The sequence below is a fragment of the Microbispora bryophytorum genome, assembly GCF_006874465.1.
Classification (GTDB): domain Bacteria; phylum Actinomycetota; class Actinomycetes; order Streptosporangiales; family Streptosporangiaceae; genus Microbispora; species Microbispora bryophytorum.
Map to the genome: position 1 here is coordinate 15,696 of NZ_VIRL01000014.1, position 21,021 is coordinate 36,716.

Annotated in this window: 24 protein-coding genes and 1 tRNA gene; 11 read left to right on the forward strand and 14 right to left on the reverse strand. The window is 69.1% G+C overall.

All coding sequences use genetic code 11. The features are described from left to right. Position 1 precedes the first annotated feature (1 nt). A complete protein-coding gene (locus FLX07_RS23225) occupies positions 2 to 307 on the forward strand; it encodes a DUF427 domain-containing protein (protein ID WP_142573338.1) in 306 nt (101 codons plus the stop codon). 47 nt (positions 308 to 354) lie between these two features. After that, positions 355 to 705 carry a GNAT family N-acetyltransferase gene (locus tag FLX07_RS23230; RefSeq protein WP_142573340.1) on the forward strand — a complete coding sequence of 117 codons (351 nt, stop codon included), beginning with the start codon at positions 355 to 357 and terminating at the stop codon, positions 703 to 705. A gap of 121 nt (positions 706 to 826) precedes the next feature. Here FLX07_RS23230 and FLX07_RS23235 read toward each other — a convergent pair whose 3' ends face one another. The 3 genes from FLX07_RS23235 to FLX07_RS23245 form a co-directional block, all read right to left on the reverse strand. Continuing rightward, on the reverse strand, positions 827 to 1,453 hold the full coding sequence (locus FLX07_RS23235; RefSeq protein WP_142573678.1) for a TetR/AcrR family transcriptional regulator: 627 nt from the start codon (positions 1,451 to 1,453) through the stop codon (positions 827 to 829). After that, a complete protein-coding gene (locus FLX07_RS23240) occupies positions 1,453 to 1,926 on the reverse strand; it encodes a hypothetical protein (RefSeq protein ID WP_142573342.1) in 474 nt (157 codons plus the stop codon). Before FLX07_RS23240 ends, FLX07_RS23235 begins: the two co-directional genes overlap by 1 nt. Before the next feature lie 209 nt (positions 1,927 to 2,135). Next, complete coding sequence (locus FLX07_RS23245; protein ID WP_223853713.1) at positions 2,136 to 2,723, reverse strand: GNAT family N-acetyltransferase; 588 nt, start codon at positions 2,721 to 2,723, stop codon at positions 2,136 to 2,138. 126 nt (positions 2,724 to 2,849) lie between these two features. On the opposite strand from FLX07_RS23245, the gene FLX07_RS23250 reads away from it, so the two are divergent. From FLX07_RS23250 to nhaA, 3 genes are all read left to right on the forward strand, one after another. Further along, entirely contained in the window at positions 2,850 to 3,182 is a 333-nt protein-coding gene (locus FLX07_RS23250) for a TraR/DksA family transcriptional regulator (protein ID WP_142573345.1), read from the forward strand. A 621-nt stretch (positions 3,183 to 3,803) separates the two neighbouring features. Then, positions 3,804 to 5,000: an MFS transporter gene (locus tag FLX07_RS23255; protein ID WP_208762350.1), complete on the forward strand. Its 1,197-nt coding sequence runs from the start codon at positions 3,804 to 3,806 to the stop codon at positions 4,998 to 5,000. Then, positions 4,960 to 6,837: a Na+/H+ antiporter NhaA gene (nhaA, locus tag FLX07_RS23260; RefSeq protein ID WP_142573347.1), complete on the forward strand. Its 1,878-nt coding sequence runs from the start codon at positions 4,960 to 4,962 to the stop codon at positions 6,835 to 6,837. Before FLX07_RS23255 ends, nhaA begins: the two co-directional genes overlap by 41 nt. Before the next feature lie 61 nt (positions 6,838 to 6,898). Here the strand turns inward: nhaA and FLX07_RS23265 are convergent, their stop codons facing one another. From FLX07_RS23265 to FLX07_RS23285, 5 genes are all read right to left on the reverse strand, one after another. Beyond that, positions 6,899 to 7,777 carry a metal ABC transporter permease gene (locus FLX07_RS23265; RefSeq protein ID WP_142573349.1) on the reverse strand — a complete coding sequence of 293 codons (879 nt, stop codon included), beginning with the start codon at positions 7,775 to 7,777 and terminating at the stop codon, positions 6,899 to 6,901. Beyond that, a complete protein-coding gene (locus FLX07_RS23270; protein WP_142573352.1) occupies positions 7,774 to 8,625 on the reverse strand; it encodes a metal ABC transporter ATP-binding protein in 852 nt (283 codons plus the stop codon). The genes FLX07_RS23265 and FLX07_RS23270 overlap by 4 nt, the downstream gene beginning before the upstream one ends. Beyond that, positions 8,622 to 9,569 (reverse strand): metal ABC transporter solute-binding protein, Zn/Mn family, encoded by a 948-nt coding sequence (locus FLX07_RS23275; RefSeq protein WP_142573354.1) that lies wholly within the window; start codon positions 9,567 to 9,569, stop codon positions 8,622 to 8,624. Before FLX07_RS23275 ends, FLX07_RS23270 begins: the two co-directional genes overlap by 4 nt. A 191-nt stretch (positions 9,570 to 9,760) precedes the next feature. Beyond that, positions 9,761 to 9,988, reverse strand: a complete 228-nt coding sequence (rpsR, locus tag FLX07_RS23280) for a 30S ribosomal protein S18 (protein ID WP_142573682.1) — start codon at positions 9,986 to 9,988, stop codon at positions 9,761 to 9,763. Continuing rightward, complete coding sequence (locus FLX07_RS23285; protein ID WP_142573356.1) at positions 9,985 to 11,124, reverse strand: CobW family GTP-binding protein; 1,140 nt, start codon at positions 11,122 to 11,124, stop codon at positions 9,985 to 9,987. The genes rpsR and FLX07_RS23285 overlap by 4 nt, the downstream gene beginning before the upstream one ends. Positions 11,125 to 11,205: 81 nt before the next feature. Here FLX07_RS23285 and rpmG point away from each other — a divergent pair, with 81 nt between their 5' ends. From rpmG to FLX07_RS23315, 6 genes are all read left to right on the forward strand, one after another. Then, positions 11,206 to 11,370: a 50S ribosomal protein L33 gene (gene rpmG / locus FLX07_RS23290; protein ID WP_142573357.1), complete on the forward strand. Its 165-nt coding sequence runs from the start codon at positions 11,206 to 11,208 to the stop codon at positions 11,368 to 11,370. After that, complete coding sequence (locus FLX07_RS23295; protein ID WP_142573358.1) at positions 11,367 to 11,612, forward strand: type B 50S ribosomal protein L31; 246 nt, start codon at positions 11,367 to 11,369, stop codon at positions 11,610 to 11,612. The genes rpmG and FLX07_RS23295 overlap by 4 nt, the downstream gene beginning before the upstream one ends. After that, a complete protein-coding gene (rpmB, locus tag FLX07_RS23300) occupies positions 11,612 to 11,848 on the forward strand; it encodes a 50S ribosomal protein L28 (RefSeq protein ID WP_142573359.1) in 237 nt (78 codons plus the stop codon). The genes FLX07_RS23295 and rpmB overlap by 1 nt, the downstream gene beginning before the upstream one ends. Then, positions 11,848 to 12,147 (forward strand): 30S ribosomal protein S14, encoded by a 300-nt coding sequence (gene rpsN / locus FLX07_RS23305; RefSeq protein ID WP_142573360.1) that lies wholly within the window; start codon positions 11,848 to 11,850, stop codon positions 12,145 to 12,147. The genes rpmB and rpsN overlap by 1 nt, the downstream gene beginning before the upstream one ends. A 3-nt stretch (positions 12,148 to 12,150) precedes the next feature. Then, positions 12,151 to 12,318, forward strand: coding sequence for a 50S ribosomal protein L32 (gene rpmF / locus FLX07_RS23310; protein WP_030508570.1), 168 nt, complete (start codon positions 12,151 to 12,153; stop codon positions 12,316 to 12,318). Positions 12,319 to 12,528: 210 nt separating this feature from the next. Beyond that, the gene (locus FLX07_RS23315; protein WP_142573361.1) at positions 12,529 to 12,969 is read left to right on the forward strand and encodes a YkvA family protein; all 441 of its coding nucleotides are present in this window, start codon (positions 12,529 to 12,531) and stop codon (positions 12,967 to 12,969) included. A 79-nt stretch (positions 12,970 to 13,048) separates the two neighbouring features. Here FLX07_RS23315 and FLX07_RS23320 read toward each other — a convergent pair. The 6 genes from FLX07_RS23320 to recF form a co-directional block, all read right to left on the reverse strand. Next, positions 13,049 to 13,125: transfer RNA gene (locus tag FLX07_RS23320), tRNA-Ile, on the reverse strand. Positions 13,126 to 13,278: 153 nt separating this feature from the next. Beyond that, positions 13,279 to 13,986 carry a DUF3566 domain-containing protein gene (locus tag FLX07_RS23325; RefSeq protein WP_229689480.1) on the reverse strand — a complete coding sequence of 236 codons (708 nt, stop codon included), beginning with the start codon at positions 13,984 to 13,986 and terminating at the stop codon, positions 13,279 to 13,281. Between the two features lie 217 nt (positions 13,987 to 14,203). Next, positions 14,204 to 16,705: a DNA gyrase subunit A gene (gene gyrA / locus FLX07_RS23330; RefSeq protein ID WP_142573362.1), complete on the reverse strand. Its 2,502-nt coding sequence runs from the start codon at positions 16,703 to 16,705 to the stop codon at positions 14,204 to 14,206. A gap of 28 nt (positions 16,706 to 16,733) precedes the next feature. Continuing rightward, positions 16,734 to 18,680, reverse strand: coding sequence for a DNA topoisomerase (ATP-hydrolyzing) subunit B (gene gyrB, locus FLX07_RS23335; protein ID WP_142573363.1), 1,947 nt, complete (start codon positions 18,678 to 18,680; stop codon positions 16,734 to 16,736). Positions 18,681 to 19,068: 388 nt separating this feature from the next. Beyond that, a complete protein-coding gene (locus FLX07_RS23340) occupies positions 19,069 to 19,536 on the reverse strand; it encodes a DciA family protein (RefSeq protein ID WP_142573364.1) in 468 nt (155 codons plus the stop codon). Positions 19,537 to 19,591: 55 nt separating this feature from the next. Further along, a complete protein-coding gene (gene recF / locus FLX07_RS23345; protein ID WP_142573365.1) occupies positions 19,592 to 20,779 on the reverse strand; it encodes a DNA replication/repair protein RecF in 1,188 nt (395 codons plus the stop codon). Positions 20,780 to 21,021 lie beyond the last annotated feature (242 nt).

Below are 21,021 nucleotides of genomic sequence, written 5' to 3' on the forward strand. Positions count from 1 at the left end.
AATGAAGGCAGTGGTCGGGGAGACGGTCGTGGCCGAGGCCGCGAACGATACGGTGGTCAGGATAGAGGGGAATGTCTACTTCCCTCCGGACTCAGTCGTGGCCGGCGCACTCCGCGACAGCCCAACGCCCTACACCTGTCCCTGGAAGGGGAAGGCGCAGTATCACGACGTCCTGGCCGGCGAGACGGTGCTCAGGGACGGGGCGTGGTCCTACCCGCGCATCAAGGAGTCGGCGGCGGCCCGTGTAGGACGCGACTTCAGTGGCTATGTCGCTTTCGATGGGCGCCAGGTGCAGATCGAGACCTGACCGATCACGGACCCACCGACTGTGGACGAACGAGGCGAGAAGAGAGCATGACGCGATCACCGGCCGCCGTCGAGGTGCGCAAGGATGAGACCACCCGCCTTTACGAGGCACTGATCGATGGCCAGGTCGTCGGCAGTCTGGCTTACGAGACGACCGGCGGACGGATCTCCCTCACGCACTCCTACGTGGACCACGACCACCGGCATCGAGGCGTCGCTTCGGCACTGGCGCGCTACGCGCTTGAAGATCTGAGCCGGAGTCAGAGCAAGGCGGGGGTCTACTGCGGGTTCGTTGCCGACTACGTCGAAGACCACCCCGAGTGGAAGGACGTCGTCGACATCAACCGCTCGGCCTTCATCGCCACGCGCACCGCGCGAGACACGAACAGCGGGCGGTGACGCGATGGACGATCCGCAGGTCACCCGTCGAGCCTGAGCCCTTCGTCACTCGACTCTGATCCGTCTCTCATGGCTGTCGCAGCGACTTCGGCTCGCATCCCGGGACCGTTCGGCGATGAGCTCAACGTTCGGACAGGCTCTCGATGTGCGCAAGTGCCATGTCGATCGCTGTCGCCATCGGGGTGACATCGTGCGCGGTCTGGGCCAGCATGTACCCGCCCTGGAGGGCGGCCATGAGCCCGGTCGCGAGCTGGTCTGCCGACGCCTCGGGCGGCAGCGCACCACTGTCTTGAAGCCGTCGCAACACGCCTGCCAGGAGTCCCTGCCATTCGGTGAACAGCCGGGACAGGGCTTGGCGGGCGAGAGCGTCATGATCGGATACCTCGGAGGCCAGCGAGCCGAGCGCGCAGCCGTAGGCGCCATGCCGAAGGGCATTGCTCTGGACCAACGTGTCCCGCCAGCGTCGCAGGCCCCGGATCGTCGAGACATGGCCGAGGGCGTCGCGCTCGCGCTCGATGACGCGTTCTCCCACGTTGTCGATGACGGCCCGCACGAGCGCGTCCTTGCCGTCGAAGTGGTGGTACAGCTGCGACTTGCTCACGCCGCTCGCCGCCAGCACGTCATCAAGGGTGGTAGCCCGGACTCCTTTTACGTACATCAGGTCGGTCGCGGCGGCGACGATCCTTGTCCGCGTCTTTGCACCGCGCGCCGTCAGGCGTCTGCCATTGTGCGAGTCAGCGGTCGTCATCACGGTTTTATGTTACCGATCAGGCTACTCGTTCCCGTCCTTGCGGGGCTGTCGTCCTCGGCTGCCGTAAAAGGCGCAAGCGCGAGGTCAAGCGCGGCGTTGAGCGGCCAAGGGTCTTTTGCGATCCGGCTCAGGGTGCTGCCCCCGTGCAGCGCCGCAAGAATCAGCATCGCAGTCTTCTGGGCGTCGACATCGGCCCTCCGAGTCCGGCCAGAGGAGGAGTCTGTGTCGCCCGTCGTGCCGGACCGCAGCAACCGGTCCACCGTCTCGGCGATGAGCTCGCGCCACCGATCAAGGAAGTCGGCTCGCTCAGGGACGTCACCTGTATGTCTCAGCGCGAACTCGTACGGCGACAGCGGGGTCATGAGCTCCTCGACGACCCGGCGGCGCCAACTGGCCAGCTTCGCCCCGTCGGTGACTCCGGCCAGACATGCGCTCTCGCGGGCCAAGACTTCCGCGAAGTGCGTCCTCATCAATCCTCCCGGCCAGTCGACACCACTCACGCATCCCGCCGCTTTATCGGACTATTTAGTCCACTTTATCTCCGGTGTCGCGATGCTCGAATCCGCAGACAAGGGGGGCGCTGGTCATCGGAAACGCTCGCCGGGGAGTTCTCGGCGTGTGCCGGGGTCAGGGCAGAGTGCGGCCGTCCCGCGCGAGAACGACCAGGCGCGAACGGGGATCAGCGTTCGACGGGGCCCGGCTCGAGCGCGGAGTTGTCCAAGTCACCCTTCCGCAGCCGAAAGACCTGAAGACGCAGGTCGTAGTACTTGTCCGTTTCCCCGACCCACTCCATTCCGATGCGGCGGGCGGCGCGGGTGCCGCGCTCGTTCTTGGGCCGTACGACGGCGAAGACCTCCTCCTCGCCGTTGCTGAAGGCATAGTGGGCCAGGGCATGACCCGCCTCGGCCGCGAATCCCCGCCCCCACGCCCACGGAGCGAGCTGGTAGCCCAACTCCAGGTCCTCGCCCTCCGGCGGCAGCGGAAGAATCTGACCCGAGCCTGCGACGCGCCCGCTCTCGGTCTCTTCGATCACCCACCGCCCACTCGGGCGCCCCTCGGATCGCAGAGGTGCGGCGATCCATCCGGTGATCACCGTACGCATCTGGTCGAGGTCGCCGACGTGACCCATCGCCGGGGCCAGCCACCGGGAGACCTCCGAGCTGCCGTAGATGTCGAGCGCCCCGGCCGCGTCACCGTGATGCCACGGACGCAGCCGCAGCCGCGGCGTGCTGATGGTCGATCCGGCGATAGTGACCTCGTGAGCCAACGCTGCTCCTCGATGCGGGGACGGGGCACGCCCGACGGCGCGCTTTGCGGTTGACAACGCTACGCTGTATTGGACTACGTAGTCCATCCAGACCCATCACCAACCGTCGCCACCAGGGAGTTGCCGATGGACCCGGCCCACGCGCGTGAGTTGATCGAGAGCGAACGGGAACGCATCAAGGAGCTTCTCGCGTACTCAGCCGCTGGGCGGGCGGCTGACCTGGAGGCGGCCGCCGATGCGAAGACCTCGCTCTTCGATTCGGCGAACCCGCTCGCCCAAGAGCTTCTTGACGATGCTGTAGCCGAGCAACTCAGCGCACGGTTGGCCGCACTCGATCGGGCCGTCGAGCGCCTGCGCGCCGGCACCTACGGAGTTTCGCTGCGCAGCGGTCGGCCGATCCCCGACGAGCGGCTTGAGGCCGACCCCGCGGCGGAGCTTCTCGTTGACGAGGCCGGGTAGGACGGCATCGCTGAGAGGTGGCGGTCTCGACCTCGTGCGGTGCATTACCCATCAACATCATGCAGTGCGAACCCATCAACCTCGTGCGGTGCGAACCCACCAGCCGCTCCCCACGCTGCTCGGCGCCGGGCGCGTGAAAGCCGGGCGCGTGAAAGCCGGGCTCGTGAAAGCCGGGCTAGTAAAAGCAGGGCGCGTCCATGCCTGAGGCACTTCAAGAACGACGGGCCGGCAACGACGAGCTCGTCGACGCTGATCACATGTCCGCTGCACTGACTGCTAGGCCGCCTGGGTTCGGCGACGGTGCGACCAGGTCTTGACCGCGGACGGGCGCACTGGCCACACGGATCGTGGCCGGCCGGGTCAGGGCGATTGCCGGGTGGTCGGCCGACGGGAAGTTCGTGTCTTTCCGGCCGCCGGGCGACCAGGTGGCTCGCTGTCCGCGGTGCGCGGCCACGTCCGGCCATGTCGACGTGCGCTGCGCGATCCGAAGCCTTCAGAGACTCCGGGCGCTTGAGAACAACAGAAAGGCACGGCCCGATGCACGACGTGACACCGGCGCTCAACCAGGCCCGTCGGGGCAGAACGACCCGGCTGGCATTCATATCCGCGGTGGTATCCCTGGTGGCCGCGTTTGCCGCGGTGGGGTCGACGATCCCGCTCTTCAACATCTACCGGGCCGAGGACGGGTTCACCAACGCCGGCATCTCGTTGACCGTCGTCGCCTACTCCGCCGCCACTCTCATCACCCTGTTGACGATGGGGCGGCTGTCGAATCATCTGGGCCGCCGGCCCACCTCGATCGCGAGCCTCGGCCTCCTGGTGCTGGGCTGTCTGCTGCTGCTGAACGTGCACGACATCGGCATCCTGATCGCCGGTCGGCTCCTGATGGGCCTCGGCGCCGGGCTGGCCAGCAGCAGCCTCACGTCCTACATCGTCGATGCCGCACCGGCCAGGCCGGCCTGGTTGGCCACCGTCGCCTCCAGCCAGACAGTCATGCTCGGCCTCGCCGTCGGCGCCGTCGCGTCCGGAGCCCTGGTCCAGTTCGGCCCCTGGCCGCGCGAGCTCATCTACCTGGTCGCCGTCGGCTTCCTTCTCCTGTCCGCCGCCCTCGTCGCTGTCAGCCCGGAGACGGCGACTCCGTCGCCTGGCGCCTGGTCGTCACTGCGTCCCCAGGTCCGCGTACCGGCCCGGGTGAGGCGTCTACTCCCCGTCGCGGCAGCGGTGTTCCTGGCCACCTGGGCGACCGGGGCCTTCTACCAAGCCTTCGTGCCGGCGCTGGTCGAAGATCAGCTCCACACGCGCAGCCCGCTCGTCCTCGGGCTGGTGTTCGCCGCCTACATGGGTCCCAGCGCTCTCGGCGCTCCCCTCGGCGGCCGGTTCACGTCCGCGGCCGCCCAACGCCTCGGCATGATCGTCTACCTGGCCGGATGGGCCGGCATCATCACAGCGATCGCCACTGGCACACTGGTGCTGTTCATCGCCGCAACCATCGTCGCGGGCGCCAGTCAAGGCATCGCCATCAGCGCCGCCACCCGCGGCCTGCTGCACGGCAGCACCCTGGCCGACCGGGCACCGATCTTCAGCGTGATCTACCTACTCTGCTACAGCGGCGCCGCTGTCCCCGCCCTGGTCTCCGGCCGGCTGTCCACCACCTTCTCACTGCCGCAGATCGCCCTCGGATACGGCGTACTCGCCCTCGTCGCCACCGTGTTCACTGTCATCGCTGCGCGCAACCCGCATCCCGACCCGAGCGGGAACAGCCAGCACGGGAGTAATCATGACGAACCTCACCGTCACCCAGACCTCACTCGACCCTGAGCAGGGCGCCGTCGGCGCTCGCCGGCGTCCGTCGATCGCCGCGCGGATCAGCGCGATGGGCCAAAGCCGGATCGGCGCCCTGCTCCTCCTCGTCGCGACGCTTGCAGCGATCGTCTGGGCCAACGTTTCCCTGGCGTCGTACGGGACGTTCTGGCGGACCCGTCTGATGGCCGGCGTCGGCGACCTGCATCTGGAGTTCACGCTTCACGCACTGGTAAACGACGCGCTGATGGCGGTCTTCTTCTTCACCGTCGGGCTCGAAGTGCGCCGGGAGTTCGCGATCGGCGAGCTGACGAGCTGGTCCCGTGCCCTGGTGCCCGTCGCCGCCGCCATCGCGGGCCTGGTGGCGCCCGCGCTCCTTTTCGTCCTCATCGCGAGGGGCTCCGGAAACGAGCATGGGTGGGGACTCGTGATCTCGACCGACACGGCCTTCCTCGTGGGCGCCTTGGCCCTGATCGGCCCCCGCGTCCCCGGACGCCTGCGTGTCTTCCTCCTGGCGCTCGCGGTCGTCGACGACATCGGGGCGCTCAGCATCATCGCGCTGGTCTACACCGAGCACTTCACCCCGCTGCCGCTCCTCATCGCCGCCGCCGGGCTCGTGGGGGTTTATCTCACGCGCTATCTCCGTAGCCGCCGCGGGCCGGTGTACGTATCTCTCGCGATCGTGGTGTGGCTGGCCTTCCTCGCTTCGGGTGTGCACCCGACCCTCGCGGGCGTCGCGATCGCGCTGCTGGTCCCCGTGTATCGCCCCAACCGCAGCGACGTCGAGCGCGCGCTGGAACTCGCGCGCACCTTCCGCCAGTCGCCCACCACCGAGTACGCCCGCGCCGCCGCCAACAGCCTCCGCGAATCCATCTCGATCAACGAGCGACTCCAGTCGGCCTACGCCCCCTACGTCGCGTACGTCATCCTTCCGCTGTTCGCCCTCGCCAACGCGGGCGTCGTGCTGACCCCCGAGGTCCTCGCCGGCGCTGCCGGCTCCACCCTGACGTGGGGCATCGTCGTGGGCCTCGTCGTCGGCAAGCTCCTCGGCGTCTTCGGATCGAGCGCGCTCCTGCGACGCCTGAACCTCGGCGAGCTCGGAGCGGGGCTCACCCTCGACCGCGTCCTCGGCGGCGCCGCGGTGTGCGGGATCGGATTCACCATCTCGCTGTTCATCGTGGACCTCGCGATCGACGACGAGCTCGCGCAGAACGAGGCGCGGGTGGGTGTGCTCGCGGCGTCTGTCATCGCCTTCGTGCTCGCGACGATCATCTTCCGGATCTCGGATGCCGTGCGCCCCGACGACGACTCCGGCATGACGCTCGCGCGCCCGGTCGACCCGGCACGCGACCACGTGCTCGGAGACCCGTACGCCCCCTTCACGATCGTCGAGTACGGCGACTTCCAGTGCGGGTTCTGCCTCAAGGCGTCCGGATCGATCCTGGAGGTGCGCGGCGTGCTCGGAGACCGGCTCCGCTACGTGTGGCGCCACGCCCCGCTCGTGCAGATCCACCCCAACGCTCTCGCAGCCGCGGAGGCGAGCGAGGCGGCGGCGGCGCAGGGCAGATTCTTCGACTTCGCGCGTGCGCTCCTCGACGATCAGGACAACCAGCGGCCGTCAGACATCATCCGGATCGCCGACGACCTGGGCCTGGACCTCGATCAGTTCGAGAAGGACCTCATCTCGGCCGAGGTCGCGGGCCGGGTGCGCGACGACATGCTCGACGCCGAGGCCATGAGCATCACCGCCGTCCCCACGCTATTCATCAACGGCCGCCGGCACGTCGGCCCGTACGACGCGCGATCGCTGCTTCGAGCGCTGACGACCGCGAGCGGCACACCGGTCGCCGAATGACGGACGACGACGCGTCTCAGACCGGCGACGGGATGCGACCGCCACCTCGACGGCAGTCGCCTCAACCGGCGACCGCGGCCGAGGGTCTGCGCGCCCAGCCGTTGCGGGTGCGAACGGCGCCGACGGCGCGGCAGGTCAGGTAGATGACGAAGGCGATGGTGGTGACATACGGGCTGATCGGGATGCTGCTGCCCAGCGCGATGAGGATGCCGCCGACCACGGACGTGACGGCGAACAGGACGCTGAGCAGGGGGATCAGGCGAGGGGAGGCGGTCACCCGGGTGGCGGCGGCCGCAGGGGTGACCACCAAGGCGAGCACCAGCAGAGCGCCGACGATCTGAATGGTCGTGGCCACGGCGAGACCCAGCACCAGGGTGAACACGGGGGACAGCGCCCGAACGGGCACGCCGCGGGCGGCGGCGACGTCGGGATCGAGGCTGGCGAGGGTCAGCGGACGCCAGATGACCGCCAGGACGAGCAGGACGACGACCGACACGCCGATCAGCCAGGCCGTCTGCGGGGTGTCCACGGCCACGATCTGCCCCGTGAGCAGGCCGAACTTGTTGGCGGCGCGGCCTTTGTACAGTGACAGGAACAGCACGCCGAGTCCCAGTCCGAACGGCATCAGGACGCCGATGGCGGAGTTGCGGTCCCGGACACGTACGCCCAGGGCGCCGATCACCACGGCGGCCAGGACCGATCCGGCCAGGGACCCTGCCACCACGTTCACCCCGAGCAGGAGTGCGGCCGCCGCGCCGGCGAAGGAGAGCTCGGCGATCCCGTGCACGGCGAAGGCCAGATCTCGCATCATCACGAAGGTGCTGATCAGGCCGCCGACCACGCCGAGCACGGCCGCGGCGATGATCGAGTTGGCGACGAGGGCCAGCAGCTGCCCGTAGTCGTCGTAGTTGAAGATCTGGTGCCAGATATCGGGACTCATGGCTGGACCCCTCCAGCGGGATCGGGGTGGTGTGGGGTGGGAGCGCCGACGATCACGTAGCGACCGCGGGCCCGGATCACCTCGACCAAGCCGCCGTACAGTTCGGACAGAACGGAAGATCTCATCACCTCGTCGGGCGTGCCGACGCGGAACCGGCCGCCGGCCAGGTAAAGCACCCGGTCGACCAGTGGCAGGACCGGATTGAGCTCGTGGGTGACGAAGAGGACTGCGGTGCCGTGGGCGCGCCGTCGCCGGTCGAGCAGGTCGACGATCGCGTGCTGGTGGTGCGGGTCGAGCGAGAGGAGCGGCTCGTCGCACAGCAGAAGCGCGGGATCGGTGGCCAGGGCCTGCGCGATGCGCACTCGCTGCTGCTCTCCTCCGGACAGCAGGCCGAGGGGCATGTCCGCGTACTCGTGCGCGCCCACCTCGGTCAGCAGGTCGTCGATGCGCCGCCGGAGCCCTTTGCCGCCGAGGGGCAGGCCCCAGCGATGGCCGTCGACGCCGAGCCGTACCAGGTCGCGGGCGCGCAATGGAGTGTGCGGGGCGAGGGCGCGCTGCTGGGGGATGTAGCCGATCAGATCGCTGCCCCGCCGGGGCGCGCGGCCGTCGATCAGCAGGGCCCCGGCGGAGAGAGGCAACTGGCCCAGGATGGCGTGCAGCAGGCTGGTCTTGCCCGATCCGTTGGGCCCAAGCACGGCGATGAACTCGCCGCGGCGCAGCTCCAGATCCAGCCCGGACCACAGCACACGCTCACCACGGCGCAGTTCCGCATCGGTCAGGCTGAGGACGACGGGTGTTCGGCCGGCGGGGGCGGCCTGCGATGCGATGGTGCCCGACTGCTCGATCATCGGCCCAGGGCCTTGCCGAGCGAATCGAGGTTGGCGGTCATCCAGCCGATGTAGTCCTCACCGGAGGGCAGGGTCTCGGTGACCGGGACGATGGGGATGCCGTTGCCGGTCGCCGCCTCGCGGACCTTCTCGGTCTCCGGGCCGGCGGTCTGGGAGTTGTAGACCAGAGCCTGCACCTTCTTGCCGGTGAACAGGGCCAGGGTGTCCCGCAGGACGCGGGGGGAGACGTCGTTGCCTTCCTCGATGGCCTCGCTGAACTCCTCCGGGGAGGCGTCGGTCAGACCGCACGCCTCGATCATGTACAGCGGGACCGGCTCGGTGATCGCCACGGCGGTGCCCTTCGCCGTCTGCGCGATGGCCGCCTCCTGCTCCTCCAGCGGCTTGAGCTTCTGCTTGAAGGTCTCGGCTCCGGCGGTGAAGGCGGCGGCCCCGGAGGGGTCGGCCTTGCCCAGCGCGGCCGCGATCGAGTCGGCCAGCCGCGCGACGGACGGGAAGTCGTACCAGACGTGCTCGTTGAGCTCCTCCCCGGCGGCCGCCGTCTTCCCGGAAATGTCGACCGCGTTCAGCACTTGGGCAGAGGTGCTGCCGGCGGCGTCGCGCATCGTGTCCATGAAGTCGTCGTAGCCGCCGCCGTTCTCGATGATCACCTTGGCCTTGGACAGCGCCAGCTGGTTCTGCGGATTGGCCTCGTAGGAGTGCGGGTCCTGGTCGGGACTGGCGATGAACGAGGTCACCGCGACCTTGTCGCCGCCGATCTGCCGGACGATGTCGCCGTACACGTTGGTGGAGGCCACCACGGCGACCGCGCCCGGGCCGGTGGACGCGCTCACGGCCGGCTCGGGAGATGCCGCGGGAGAAGACGAGCCGCCGCAGCCGGTCAGCAGCACAGAGGCCAGGCCCGTGAGGACGAGCAGGGAGGGACGACGCAAGGGGGAGGTGTTCATGTCGATCCTTGTCGATAATGACAACGGTTTTCATTTCCAAAGCTAGCATCGCCGCCCGGACCGGCTGCAATGGGGCAGGAGGCACCGAAGGTCACCGCATGGCCGTCGAGGGCTCCGTCGCGTCTGTCCAGCACGACGTGCACAGGCCGTAGATCTCCTCGGCATGGAAGCCGACCACAGCAGGAAGCCGGTCACGAACGCGGCCGGGAGGCGTAAGGGAGCAGCGCCGTCTCGCGGGCGTTCTTGACGGCACGGGTGATCTGGCGTTGTTGCTGCACCGTGACGCCGGTGACGCGGCGGCTGCGGATCTTGCCGCGGTCGGAGATGAACTTCCGTAGCAGGTCGGTGTCCTTGTAGTCGATGTAGTGCACCCCCTGCAGCGGGTTGCCCTTCTTACGGAGGGTGCGGCGGGGCTTTATGCGATCTCCTTGAGGTCGAGGATGTGGGCGAAGGGGTCGTCGTAGCCGGCCCACACGTCGGAGCCCGCCAGGGCCTCCTCCTCGGTGAGCAGGCAGGAGTCGAGCACACAGTGGAGGCGCTCCCGGTCGAGGTCAGGTCCGGTGAACACCAGGTGCTGGACCCGGTCGCCGGTGACGTGGTCCCAGTCGAGGCCGGCGGCCGCGCGGCGGGCGGGGGAGACCATGTCCCAGGCGGCCTCCGGCAGCGCGGCCAGCCAGGGCCCGGCGTCCTCGACCGACACGACGCCGGCGACCGCGTCCCAGGCGAGCAACCGATCCGGCCGGCTGACCAGCCAGAACCGCCCGCGGGAGCGCACCGATCGGGTGACCAGCTCGTCTACGGCCTCGAACAGGCGAGCGGGGTGCAGCGGGCGCAGCCGGCGCCAGACGACCGTGGTGATCTCGTCGGTCTGCGCGTCGCAGGGAAGCTGGGCGGTGGCGGGATCGACGCGTTCGGCCAGTTCCCGCGAGCACAGCCGGGCGCCGGTCACGCCCGGCAGCGACTCGGCGAAGACCGGGGTGCAGGGCGCGAGGTGGGCGAGCACGGCGCGGGAGAGCTCCGCGTCCTCTTCATCGCCTCCGTGCAACGTCAGGGCGGTGGCGTACTCGATCTGCCGGGTCAGGACTTCGGCGAGATGGCGCTGGTCGCCTGCCGCGGCCGGCTGGCCGGTCTCGCCGAGGAGGTCGCCGCGGGTGATGTCGACGGGCATGTGCTCGGCGTGCAGCGCGGTCAGCACGCAGGTCAGCCGCAGGATGTCGTGTGCCTCCTCGCAATCGAGAGCCTCGGCGACCGAGCGCGGCTCGACCGAGTCCCACAGATCGACCACGAGCAGCGACGCGGCGGCGGCGTGCCGCACCAGCTGAGGGAGAAGGTCCTCGCGCACGGTGCAGGTGACACAGCCGTGCGCGAGCCGTACGTCGGCCAGGTCGAGCACGGTGGAGGCGTCGCGGACCACGCGCTCCACCCGGCCGGCGGTCACCTCTCGCAGATCGTGGTGGACGGCGACGGAGCCGGGGTGGTCGCGCAGGAGGCGGTCGACGACGGCCGTGCGTGCAGAGGCATGCAGGCCCGCGACCAGGACGACGGGGGTGGACATGGGGGCCTCCGGATTGCGGAATAGAAATGACAATGATTATCGTTATCATCGCACAGGCTGATGGCGAGAGAGGAACGGCCCGTGGCCAGAAACGAGCTACGCCCCGTGATCAAGCTGCGATCGAGCGCGGGGACCGGCTACACCTACGTGACCCGCAAGAACCGCCGCAACGACCCCGACCGGCTCACGATCCGCAAGTACGACCCGATCATCCGCAGGCACGTCGCCTTCAAGGAGGAACGATGAAGAAGGGCATCCACCCCGACTACCACCTGGTCGTGTTCCGCGACCCGGGCGCCGGGTTCGCCTTCCTCACCCGCTCGACCATCACCAGCGGCAAGACGATCGAGTGGGAGGACGGCACCACCTATCCCGTGGTGGACGTCGACGTCTCCTCGGCGAGCCACCCCTTCTACACCGGGCGCAGCAGAGTGCTCGACACCGCCGGGCGCGTCGAGCGATTCAACCAGCGCTACGGAAGGTCCTGATGTCCGCGCACTGCCAGCTGACGGGAGCCGCGCCGGTCTTCGGCAATCGCGTCTCCCACTCCCACCGGCGCACCCGCCGGCGATGGAACCCCAATATTCAGCAGCGCCACTATTGGCTGCCCAGCGAGAACCGCTTTGTCCGGCTCACGCTCAGCGCCCGTGCGATCAGAACCGTCGACAAGATCGGCGTCGAGGCCGTCGTCACCCGGATCCGGGCCCGGGGAGAGAAGATCTGATGGCCAAGAAGAGCAAGATCGCCGCCAACGAGAGGCGTAAGGCCGTGGTCGTCCGCTACGCCCAACGGCGTGCGGAGCTGAAGGAGGTCGTACGCACCGGCGCTGCGGAAGAGCGGGCCTCGGCTGTACGCGAGCTGGCGCGCCAGCCGCGTGACGCGAGCGCGACGCGCGTGCGCAACCGGGACGCGGTGGACGGCCGCCCGCGGGGGTATCTCGGCACGTTCGGGCTGTCCCGGATCCGTTTCCGGCAGATGGCTCACCGGGGCGAGCTGCCGGGTGTGACGAAGGCGAGCTGGTGATTCGTGGCTGTCCCGAAGCGCAGAACCTCGCGCAGCAACACCCGGCATCGCCGTAGCCAGTGGAAGGCGACTCCGCCTGACTTGGTGCCGATCACTGTGAACGGACGCGAGCTCCTGGTGCCCCGCCGACTGGTCCGCGCCTACCAGCGCGGGCTCATCGTCCCCGACTGACGACAGCCGACCTCGCGCGGCCTGCCGGGGCGGGTGAGCAGAAGCCGAGGGAGTTAAGCGAAAACCGTACAGTCCCGCACAATTGGGCGGTGGAACGTCACGAGTTCGGTGCCGCGGTGCGCCAGTGCAGGAGAGCACGGCGCCTGCGGCTGTCGGGCTACCGATCGTCCGCCGGTAGGTGCAAGGGTTGCGAGGACTAGGGGATCGGGTATGTGGTGGGAGGTTCTCCGCGCCGTTCTCATCGCGGTAGCGGTGACCTGGGCGGCACTGGTCATCGCACTGGCAGTCGTGCGCCCCAAGGGGCCGCTACTGAAGGAAGCGCTTCGGATCCTGCCCGATCTCCTGCGTTTGCTGCGCCGGTTGGCCGCTGACCGCTCCCTGCCCCGTGGCGTCAGGGTCCGGCTTGGCCTACTGCTGGCCTATCTGGCGTTCCCGATCGATCTGATCCCCGACTTCATCCCCGTTCTTGGCTACGCGGACGACGCGATCATCGTTACTGCCGTACTGCGTGGGGTGGTGCGCCGGGCCGGCCTGGGCGCGGTCCGGCAGCACTGGCCCGGCAGTGACGACGGCTTCGCCGCGCTGTGCCGACTCACCGGTCTCAGGCAAGGAAACGAACAGAGCCTCGGGGACACAGCCAAGGAGCCCTGAGGGGTCACCTGAATGAGGCCGTTGCCGTACCCGTTACAGCAAGAAGCCCCAGAGCTTGATCGCTCCGGGGCATTTTGGTTGGTGGGGCTACCAGGACTTGAACCTGGGACCTCTTCCTTATCAGGGAAGCGCTCTAACCGACTGAGCTATAGCCCCGCACGCGCGACGAACGTTACCGCATCCCGTTTCCGGTGGCGAATCCGTCGCTGCGAACGAGGAAAAGCTTACCGTGTCCGGGCCTGTGGTCGTGCCATAGGGCGCATCCGTACGGCAGGCCGCTCGTGTGGGCGGCCGGCCGTACCGGTGGGGTCACTCGGCTTCGCTGAAGGTGACCTCGACACCGCCCACGAGGTCCGCGGAGATGTTGTAGATCACGGAGCCGAGGGTGGACAGCGCGGTGATGAGCACGACGTTCAGCGCGCCCAGCAGGGCCGCGTACCCGAGGATGCGGACCGGCTCGAACCAGCTCGCGATGTCGATCGTGCCGGCTCCGGCGCCACCGGCACCACTGGTGAGCTGGTTGACGGTGTCGGTGATCGAGGCGAAGACGCCGAGCGCCGACAGCACGCCGTACAGCACGGCGACGGCCACGAACAGCACGACGAAGCACACCAGTGACACGACGAAGCTGAACTTCATCGCCGACCACGGCTCGATCCTGCGCAGGACCAGGTGGGCCTTGCGCGGCGGGCGCACGCCGAGCTTCTTGTCCTTCTTGGAGGACTCGGCCTTGGACGACTCCGCGCGGTCTCCGGCCGGGCCGAAGCTCAGGCCGCGTACGGAACCGCCGTCCGTCGGGGGACGACCGTTGTCCACAGGCGGACGCCCGTTATCCACAGAGGGTGTGGACGCGCCGAGGCCGGTGGGCCGGGGATACTGCGCGGTCGCTCCGCCGCCATCGGCCCTGCCGTTGTCGGACGCGCCGTCCGAGGCCGTCTGCCGCTTCCAGGGCTGGTCGGCGGCCGAGGTCCGGATGCGCATGGTGTCGTCGGCCTTCGCCTTGTCGGCGGCGGTCACGTCATCTCCTTCGGAAGCCACCTTGGCGACGCTACCGCCATCGTGCGCCCGTGCGGTAACGCCGTTCGAAGATGACGACGGGCGAGCGCCCGTGGGTCCCTGCTTGCCGCCAGGTGTCCGCGGTCCGCCGGTGTCACTCATGCCACGCCCTCGTCTGACGGCTCGGGTGCGCATCCGCGGACCGCACTGTGTTCGGCGATTCGCTCGCTACGCTCGCTCATGCCTCGCCTCCTGCCCCGTTCTCCTCGGTCTCCAACGACTCGGCGTTGCGAGCGAGGGCCACAACGCTGTCACCCTCGGCCAGGTTCATCAAGCGGACGCCCATGGTCTGGCGGCCCGACTGCTTGATCTCGCCGGCGCTGGTACGGATCACCCCGCCGGCAGAGGTGATCGCGAAGACCTCGTCCTCGGGACGCACCATGACGGCTCCGACCAGCTTGCCACGAGCGCTGACAATCTTCGCTGTCAGTACGCCCTTGCCGCCCCGGCCCTGGACCGGGTACTGGTCGGCGGGTGTCCGCTTCGCATACCCACCCTCGGTCGCGATCAACACGTCGTCGCCGTCGCCCATGACGTTCATCGCGAGAAGTTCGTCACCGTCCACGAACCGCATGCCGATCACACCGCTGGTGGCACGCCCCATCGGGCGCAGCGCATCGTCCGAGGCGGTGAACCTGATCGACTGCGCGTTCTTGGACACGAGCAGCAGGTCATCACCCTCGGAGACGAGACGGGCGGCGATCACCTCGTCATCCTCGCGCAGATTGATAGCGATCAGGCCACCGGATCGCGGCGAATCGTATTCCGAAAGCCGCGTCTTCTTCACCAGACCGCTGCGGGTCGCCAGCACCAGATAGGGCGCGACGTTGTAGTCCCGCAGGTCGAGGATCTCCATCACGTGCTCGTCGGGCTGCATGGCGAGCAGGTTGGCCAGGTGCTGCCCGCGGGCGTCCCGGCCCGAGTCCGGCAGCTCGTACGCCTTGAAGCGGTAGACCCGGCCCTTGTTGGTGAAGGCCAGCAGCCAGTGGTGCGTCGTGGTGACGAAGAAGTGCTCCACGATGTCGTCCTGGCGGAGCTGCGCGCCCCTGACGCCCTTGCCCCCGCGCCGCTGCGCCCGGTACAGGTCGGTGCTCGTCCGCTTGGCGTAGCCACCGCGCGTGATCGTGACGACCACGTCCTCCTCGGCGATCAGGTCCTCGATGGACATGTCGCCCTCGTACGCGATGATCTCGGTCTTGCGCTCGTCGCCGTACCTGGAGACGATCTCGCCGAGCTCGTCCGACACGATCCGGCGCTGCCGCGGCTCGGAGGCCAGGATGTCCTGGTAGTCGGCGATCTGCGCCATCAGGCCGTCGTACTCGTCCTGGATCTGCTGCCGCTCCAGCGCGGCCAGCTTGCGCAGCTGCATGTCGAGGATGGCCTGCGCTTGGACCTGGTCGATGTCCAGCAGCGTCATCAGGCCGCCCTGCGCCTCGGCCGCCGAGGGCGACCGCCTGATCAGAGCGATGACGTCGTCGAGCCGGTCGAGCGCCTTGAGCAGGCCGCGCAGGATGTGGGCCCGCTCCTCCGCCTTGCGCAGCAGGAACCGAGTCCGCCGGACCACGACCTCGATCTGGTGCGTGATGTAGTGCCGGACGAACTGGTCGAGCCGCAGCGTCCGCGGCACGCCGTCCACCAGCGCGATCATGTTCGCGCCGAACGTGGTCTGAAGCTGGGTGTGCTTGTAGAGGTTGTTCAGCACGACCTTGGCGACCGCGTCGCGCTTGAGCACGATCACGAGCCGCTGGCCGGTGCGCGAGGACGTCTCGTCGCGGACGTCCGCGATCCCGGTGACCTTGCCGTCCCTGACCAGCTCGGCGATCGTGAGCGCGAGGTTGTCCGGGTTCACCTGGTACGGCAGGGCGGTGACGACCAGGCACTGCCGTCCCTTGGGGTCCTCCTCGACCTCGACGATGGCCCGCATGATGATCGAGCCGCGGCCGGTGCGGTAGGCGTCCTCGATGCCGCGGCGGCCGACGATCAGCGCGCCGGTCGGGAAGTCGGGGCCCTTCACCATTGTGAGCAGCCCGTTGAGCATCTCCTCGTCGGTGGCCTCGAGGTTGTCGAGCGCCCACTTGACGGCCTCGCCGACCTCCCGGAGGTTGTGCGGCGGGATGTTGGTCGCCATGCCGACGGCGATGCCGGCGGATCCGTTGACCAGCAGGTTCGGGAACCGCGACGGAAGGACGATCGGCTCCTGCGACCGCCCGTCGTAGTTGGGCTGGAAGTCGACGGTCTCCTTGTCGATGTCCCGGAGCATCTCCATGGCGATCGGCGCGAGGCGGCACTCGGTGTACCGCATCGCGGCGGCCGGGTCGTTGCCCGGCGAGCCGAAGTTGCCCTGACCGTCGACGAGCGGGTAGCGCAGCGACCACGGCTGCGCGAGCCGTACGACGGTGTCGTAGATCGACGTGTCGCCGTGGGGGTGATACGAACCCATGACGTCGCCGACGACGCGGGAGCACTTGAAGTAGCCGCGGTCGGGCCGGTAGCCGCCGTCGAACATCGCGTAGAGCACGCGGCGGTGCACGGGCTTGAGGCCGTCGCGGACGTCGGGCAGCGCGCGGGACACGATGACGGACATCGCGTAGTCCATGTAGCTGCGCTGCATCTCGGCCTGGATGTCGACCGGCTCGATGCGATCGGCGGGGGGCCCAGGCGGCGTGTTCACTTCCGTCACGAAAAGTCCTTCTGGTTGGCCGCGCTGCTCAGACGTCGAGGAACCGGACGTCGCGGGCGTTGGTGATGATGAAGTTCCTGCGGGCCTCGACGTCCTCGCCCATCAGCACGCTGAACAGGTCGTCGGCCTGGGCGGCGTCGTCGAGGGTGACCTGGCGCAGCACCCGGGTGTCGGGGTTCATCGTGGTGTCCCACAGCTGGGAGGCGTTCATCTCGCCCAGACCCTTGAACCGCTGCACGCCGTCGTGGAGCCGGGGGTCGCGCCGGCCGCGGGCGACGCCGTCCTCGATGATCGCGTCCCGCTCCCGGTCCGAGTACGCGTACGACGCGTCCTCGCCCTTACGGTCCCACTTGATCTTGTAGAGCGGCGGCTGGGACAGGTAGACGTGCCCGGCCTCGATCAGAGGGCGCATGAAGCGGAACAGCAGCGTCAGCAGCAGCGTGGTGATGTGCTGGCCGTCCACGTCGGCGTCCGCCATCAGGATCAGCTTGTGGTAGCGCAGCTTCGAGATGTCGAACTCGTCGTGGACGCCGGTGCCGAGAGCCGTGATGAGCGCCTGGACCTCGTTGTTCTTGAGGACCTTGTCGATCCGGGCCTTCTCGACGTTCAGGATCTTGCCGCGGAGCGGGAGGATCGCCTGGAACTTGGGGTCGCGCCCGCCCTTGGCCGAGCCGCCGGCCGAGTCGCCCTCGACGATGAACAGCTCGCACTTCTCCGGCTCCGACCACTGGCAGTCGGCCAGCTTGCCGGGCAGGCCGCTGCCGCTCTCCAGCAGCGACTTGCGGCGGGTGAGGTCGCGCGCCTGGCGGGCCGCGATGCGGGCCCGCGAGGCCTGCAGCGACTTGTTGATGATCTCCTTGGCCTCGCCCGGGTTGCGCTCGAACCAGTCGCGCAGGTGGTCGTTGCAGGCCTTCTGGACGAACGACTTCGCCTCGGTGTTGCCCAGCTTGGTCTTGGTCTGGCCCTCGAACTGCGGGTCGGCCAGCTTCACCGAGATGATCGCGGCGAGCCCCTCTCGGACGTCGTCGCCGCTGAGGTTGTCGTCCTTGCCCTCCTTGAGGAACTTCTGCTCGCGCGCGTACCGGTTGACGATCGTCGTCAGCGCGGCGCGGAAGCCCTCCTCGTGGGTGCCGCCCTCGGCGGTGTTGATCGTGTTGGCGAAGGTGTAGACCGACTCGCTGTAGGAGGCGTTCCACTGCATGGCGATCTCGACCGAGATGCCGTCGCCGTGCTCCTCGAAGTCGATGACCGAGTTGTGGATCGGGTCCTTCTTCGAGTTCAAGTGGCTGACGAAGTCGGACAGGCCGCCCTCGTAGTGGTAGGTGACCACCTTGAGCGCGCCGTCGATGATGTGGTCGGGCCGCTCGTCGGTCAGCTTGATCATGAGGCCCTTGTTGAGGAAGGCCATCTCCTGGAATCGGCGCGCCAGCGTCTCGAAGCTCCAGGCGGTCGTCTCGAAGATGTCCTGGTCGGGCCAGAAGCTGATCGTCGTGCCGTGCTCGCCGGTCGGCTCGCCCTTCTCCAGCGGGGCCGTCGGCTTGGCCGTCAAGTACTTCTGCCGCCACACGTGGCCGTCGGTGCGGACCTCGACCTCCAGGCGGCTCGACAGCGCGTTGACGACCGAGGCGCCCACGCCGTGCAGGCCGCCCGAGACGGCGTACGACTTGCTGTCGAACTTGCCGCCGGCGTGCAGCACGGTGAAGACGACCTCGACGGCGGGCCTGCCCTCGGCGGCGACGATACCCACGGGAATGCCGCGTCCGTGGTCCATCACGCGCACGCCGCCGTCGGCGAGCAGGGTGACCTCGATCAGATCGTTGTGGCCGGCCAACGCCTCGTCGACCGCGTTGTCGACGATCTCGTAGACGAGGTGGTGCAGCCCGCGCTCACCGGTGGAACCGATGTACATGCCGGGGCGCTTGCGGACCGCTTCCAGCCCTTCGAGAACGGTGATAGAGCTAGCGTCGTAGGACAAGTGCGAAATCCTCCTGCCGCGGACACGCGGCGGGCGACACCGTGGATCGGCTGCCCCTGCCGTGCCCGTCACCGTCGTGAGTGCCCCGATGCGCACCCAGGGGAAATCGGCCCCATGGGACCGGGGTGACGCAAACCGGACGTGTCCTTGAGTCCGTTTATATTCTACCGGTCCGACAGACATGAGGTGGCATTCACGGGGGCTGTGATGCCCTGTCGCTTGATGATCATGTTTTTGAGCATCCCCCACACGGAACGGGGGTCGGAGCCTCAGACGCGATTATGGGCCGGTTCGGCTCTCCTCGGGCCGGTTCTCGGATCGTCGCACGCCGGCGCGGGCCCCGGACGGCCGCCGGCGCGGGTCCCCGACGGCCCTCGCCGCCTCGCGCTTAGCCGTACGTGTCGCCCGGCCCACGGCTCCCCCGTACGCGCAGGCCGCCCGCCTGGCGCTGGCCCGCGCCGGGGCCGTGCACCTTGACGCGGGTCACGATGCCGTCGCCGAGCTCCTCGTTCAACCGCTTGACCAGGGTGGACGCGAGCAGCCGGACCTGGGTCGCCCAGGCGGTCGAGTCGGCGGCGACCACCACCTCGCCGTCCTCGAAGGTCTCCGGCCTGGTGTGGGCGGCCAGCTCGGGGCCGACGATCTCCGCCCAGCGGCCGAACACCCCGCCCACCGCGACCGGCTGCTCCCATCCCCGGGCCGCGAGCAGGTCGCGGATCGCCCGGCCGAACTGCAGCGGGTCGCCCGAGTCCCGTCGCTGGCCGCCCGAGCCGGAGCGGCGGCGCGGCTCGGCCCGCGGGAGCTGCCCCCGTTTCAGCGCGTCGGTCTTCGCCTGGGCCAGCTTCTCCCGCGCCATCGAGGCACCGCGCGAGGCCGCGCCCTGCGGGGACTGTCCACCGCCTGTGGATATCTCATCGGACACGGGTCACGTCACCCTCCATCACGTCGAACCGGGCACCGGCCAGCTCGGGGGGCACGTCGTCCGGCACCGCCGCCGTGATGAGCACCTGCTCGGCCGGGGCGACGATCTCGGTGAGCCGCCTGCGCCGCTGACCGTCCAGCTCCGCGAAGACGTCGTCCAGGATCAGCACGGGATCGCCGCCGTCGGCTCTCAGCAGGTCATAGGCCGCCAGCCGCAGCGCGAGGGCGAACGACCACGACTCGCCGTGGCTCGCGTAGCCCCGGGCCGGCAACTCGCCCAGCCGCAGCAGCAGGTCGTCGCGGTGCGGGCCGACGAGGGTCACGCCGCGTTCGAGCTCCGCCTGACGCGCTTCCGCGAGGCCCGCCCGCAGGTGCTCGGCCAGCAGCTCCTGATTTGTCCCCAGGGTGGGGATATCTGTGGATAACCCCGACGCGCGGTAGTCGAGATCGGCGAGTCCCGACGACGGAGCGAGAGTGGCGTACGCCTTGGCCACGAGCGGACGCAGCGCGTCCACCAGGCGCAGCCGCGCCGCCAGCAGTTCCGCGCCGTGGCGCACCAGGTGGGAGTCCCAGACCTCGAGCGTGCTCAGGACGTCTCCCGCGCCGGCGGCGGCGAAGGCCGCGTCGTCCTCCTGCCTGCGGCCGCCGCGCCGCCGTCCCACCCGCGTCGCCGCGGCCGTACGCAGGAGCGCGTTGCGCTGCTTGAGCACGCGCTCGTAGTCGGCGCGCACGCCCGCGAACCTGGGGACGCGGACGACGAGCAGGTCGTCCATGAAACGGCGGCGCTCGGATGGGTCGCCCTTGACCAGCGCGAGGTCCTCCGGGGCGAACAGCACGGTCCGCAGCACGCCGAGGGCGTCGCGCGGCCGGGGGACGGGCGAGCGGTTCACCCTGGCGCGGTTGGCCCGGCCCGGGTTGATCTCGATCTCGATCAGTGCGCGGCGGTCGTCCCTGACCACCGCGGCGCGCACGATCGCCCGCTGCGCGCCGTGCCGCACGAGCGGCGCGTCGGTGGCCACCCGGTGGCTCGAATGGGTCGCGATGTAGCCGAGCGCCTCGACCAGGTTGGTCTTGCCCTGGCCGTTCGGCCCGACGAACGCCGTCGCCCCCGGTTCCAGCACGAGTTCGACCTCCGGGTAGGACCGGAAGTCGGTGAGGGACAGGCTCGCCACGTGCACCCCGCCAGGCTAGTGCCGGTGCCCGGCCTTCGTGTCCCGGCTACGACGTGCTGTGGAGAAACGGCGCAGTGGGGAGAAGCGCGTGGGGGCGGGGCGGTTCGTCCACAGCCTGTGGAAGATCGGCGCCGCCGTCCCGCGGTCAGGCCGCGTCACCCGGACGAGCCCGGAATCCACACCCCTGTGGACGAACGTGGACGCGCGGCGCGGAGGCGGCCCAGCGCCCCGGGACACCGAGGTCTGAG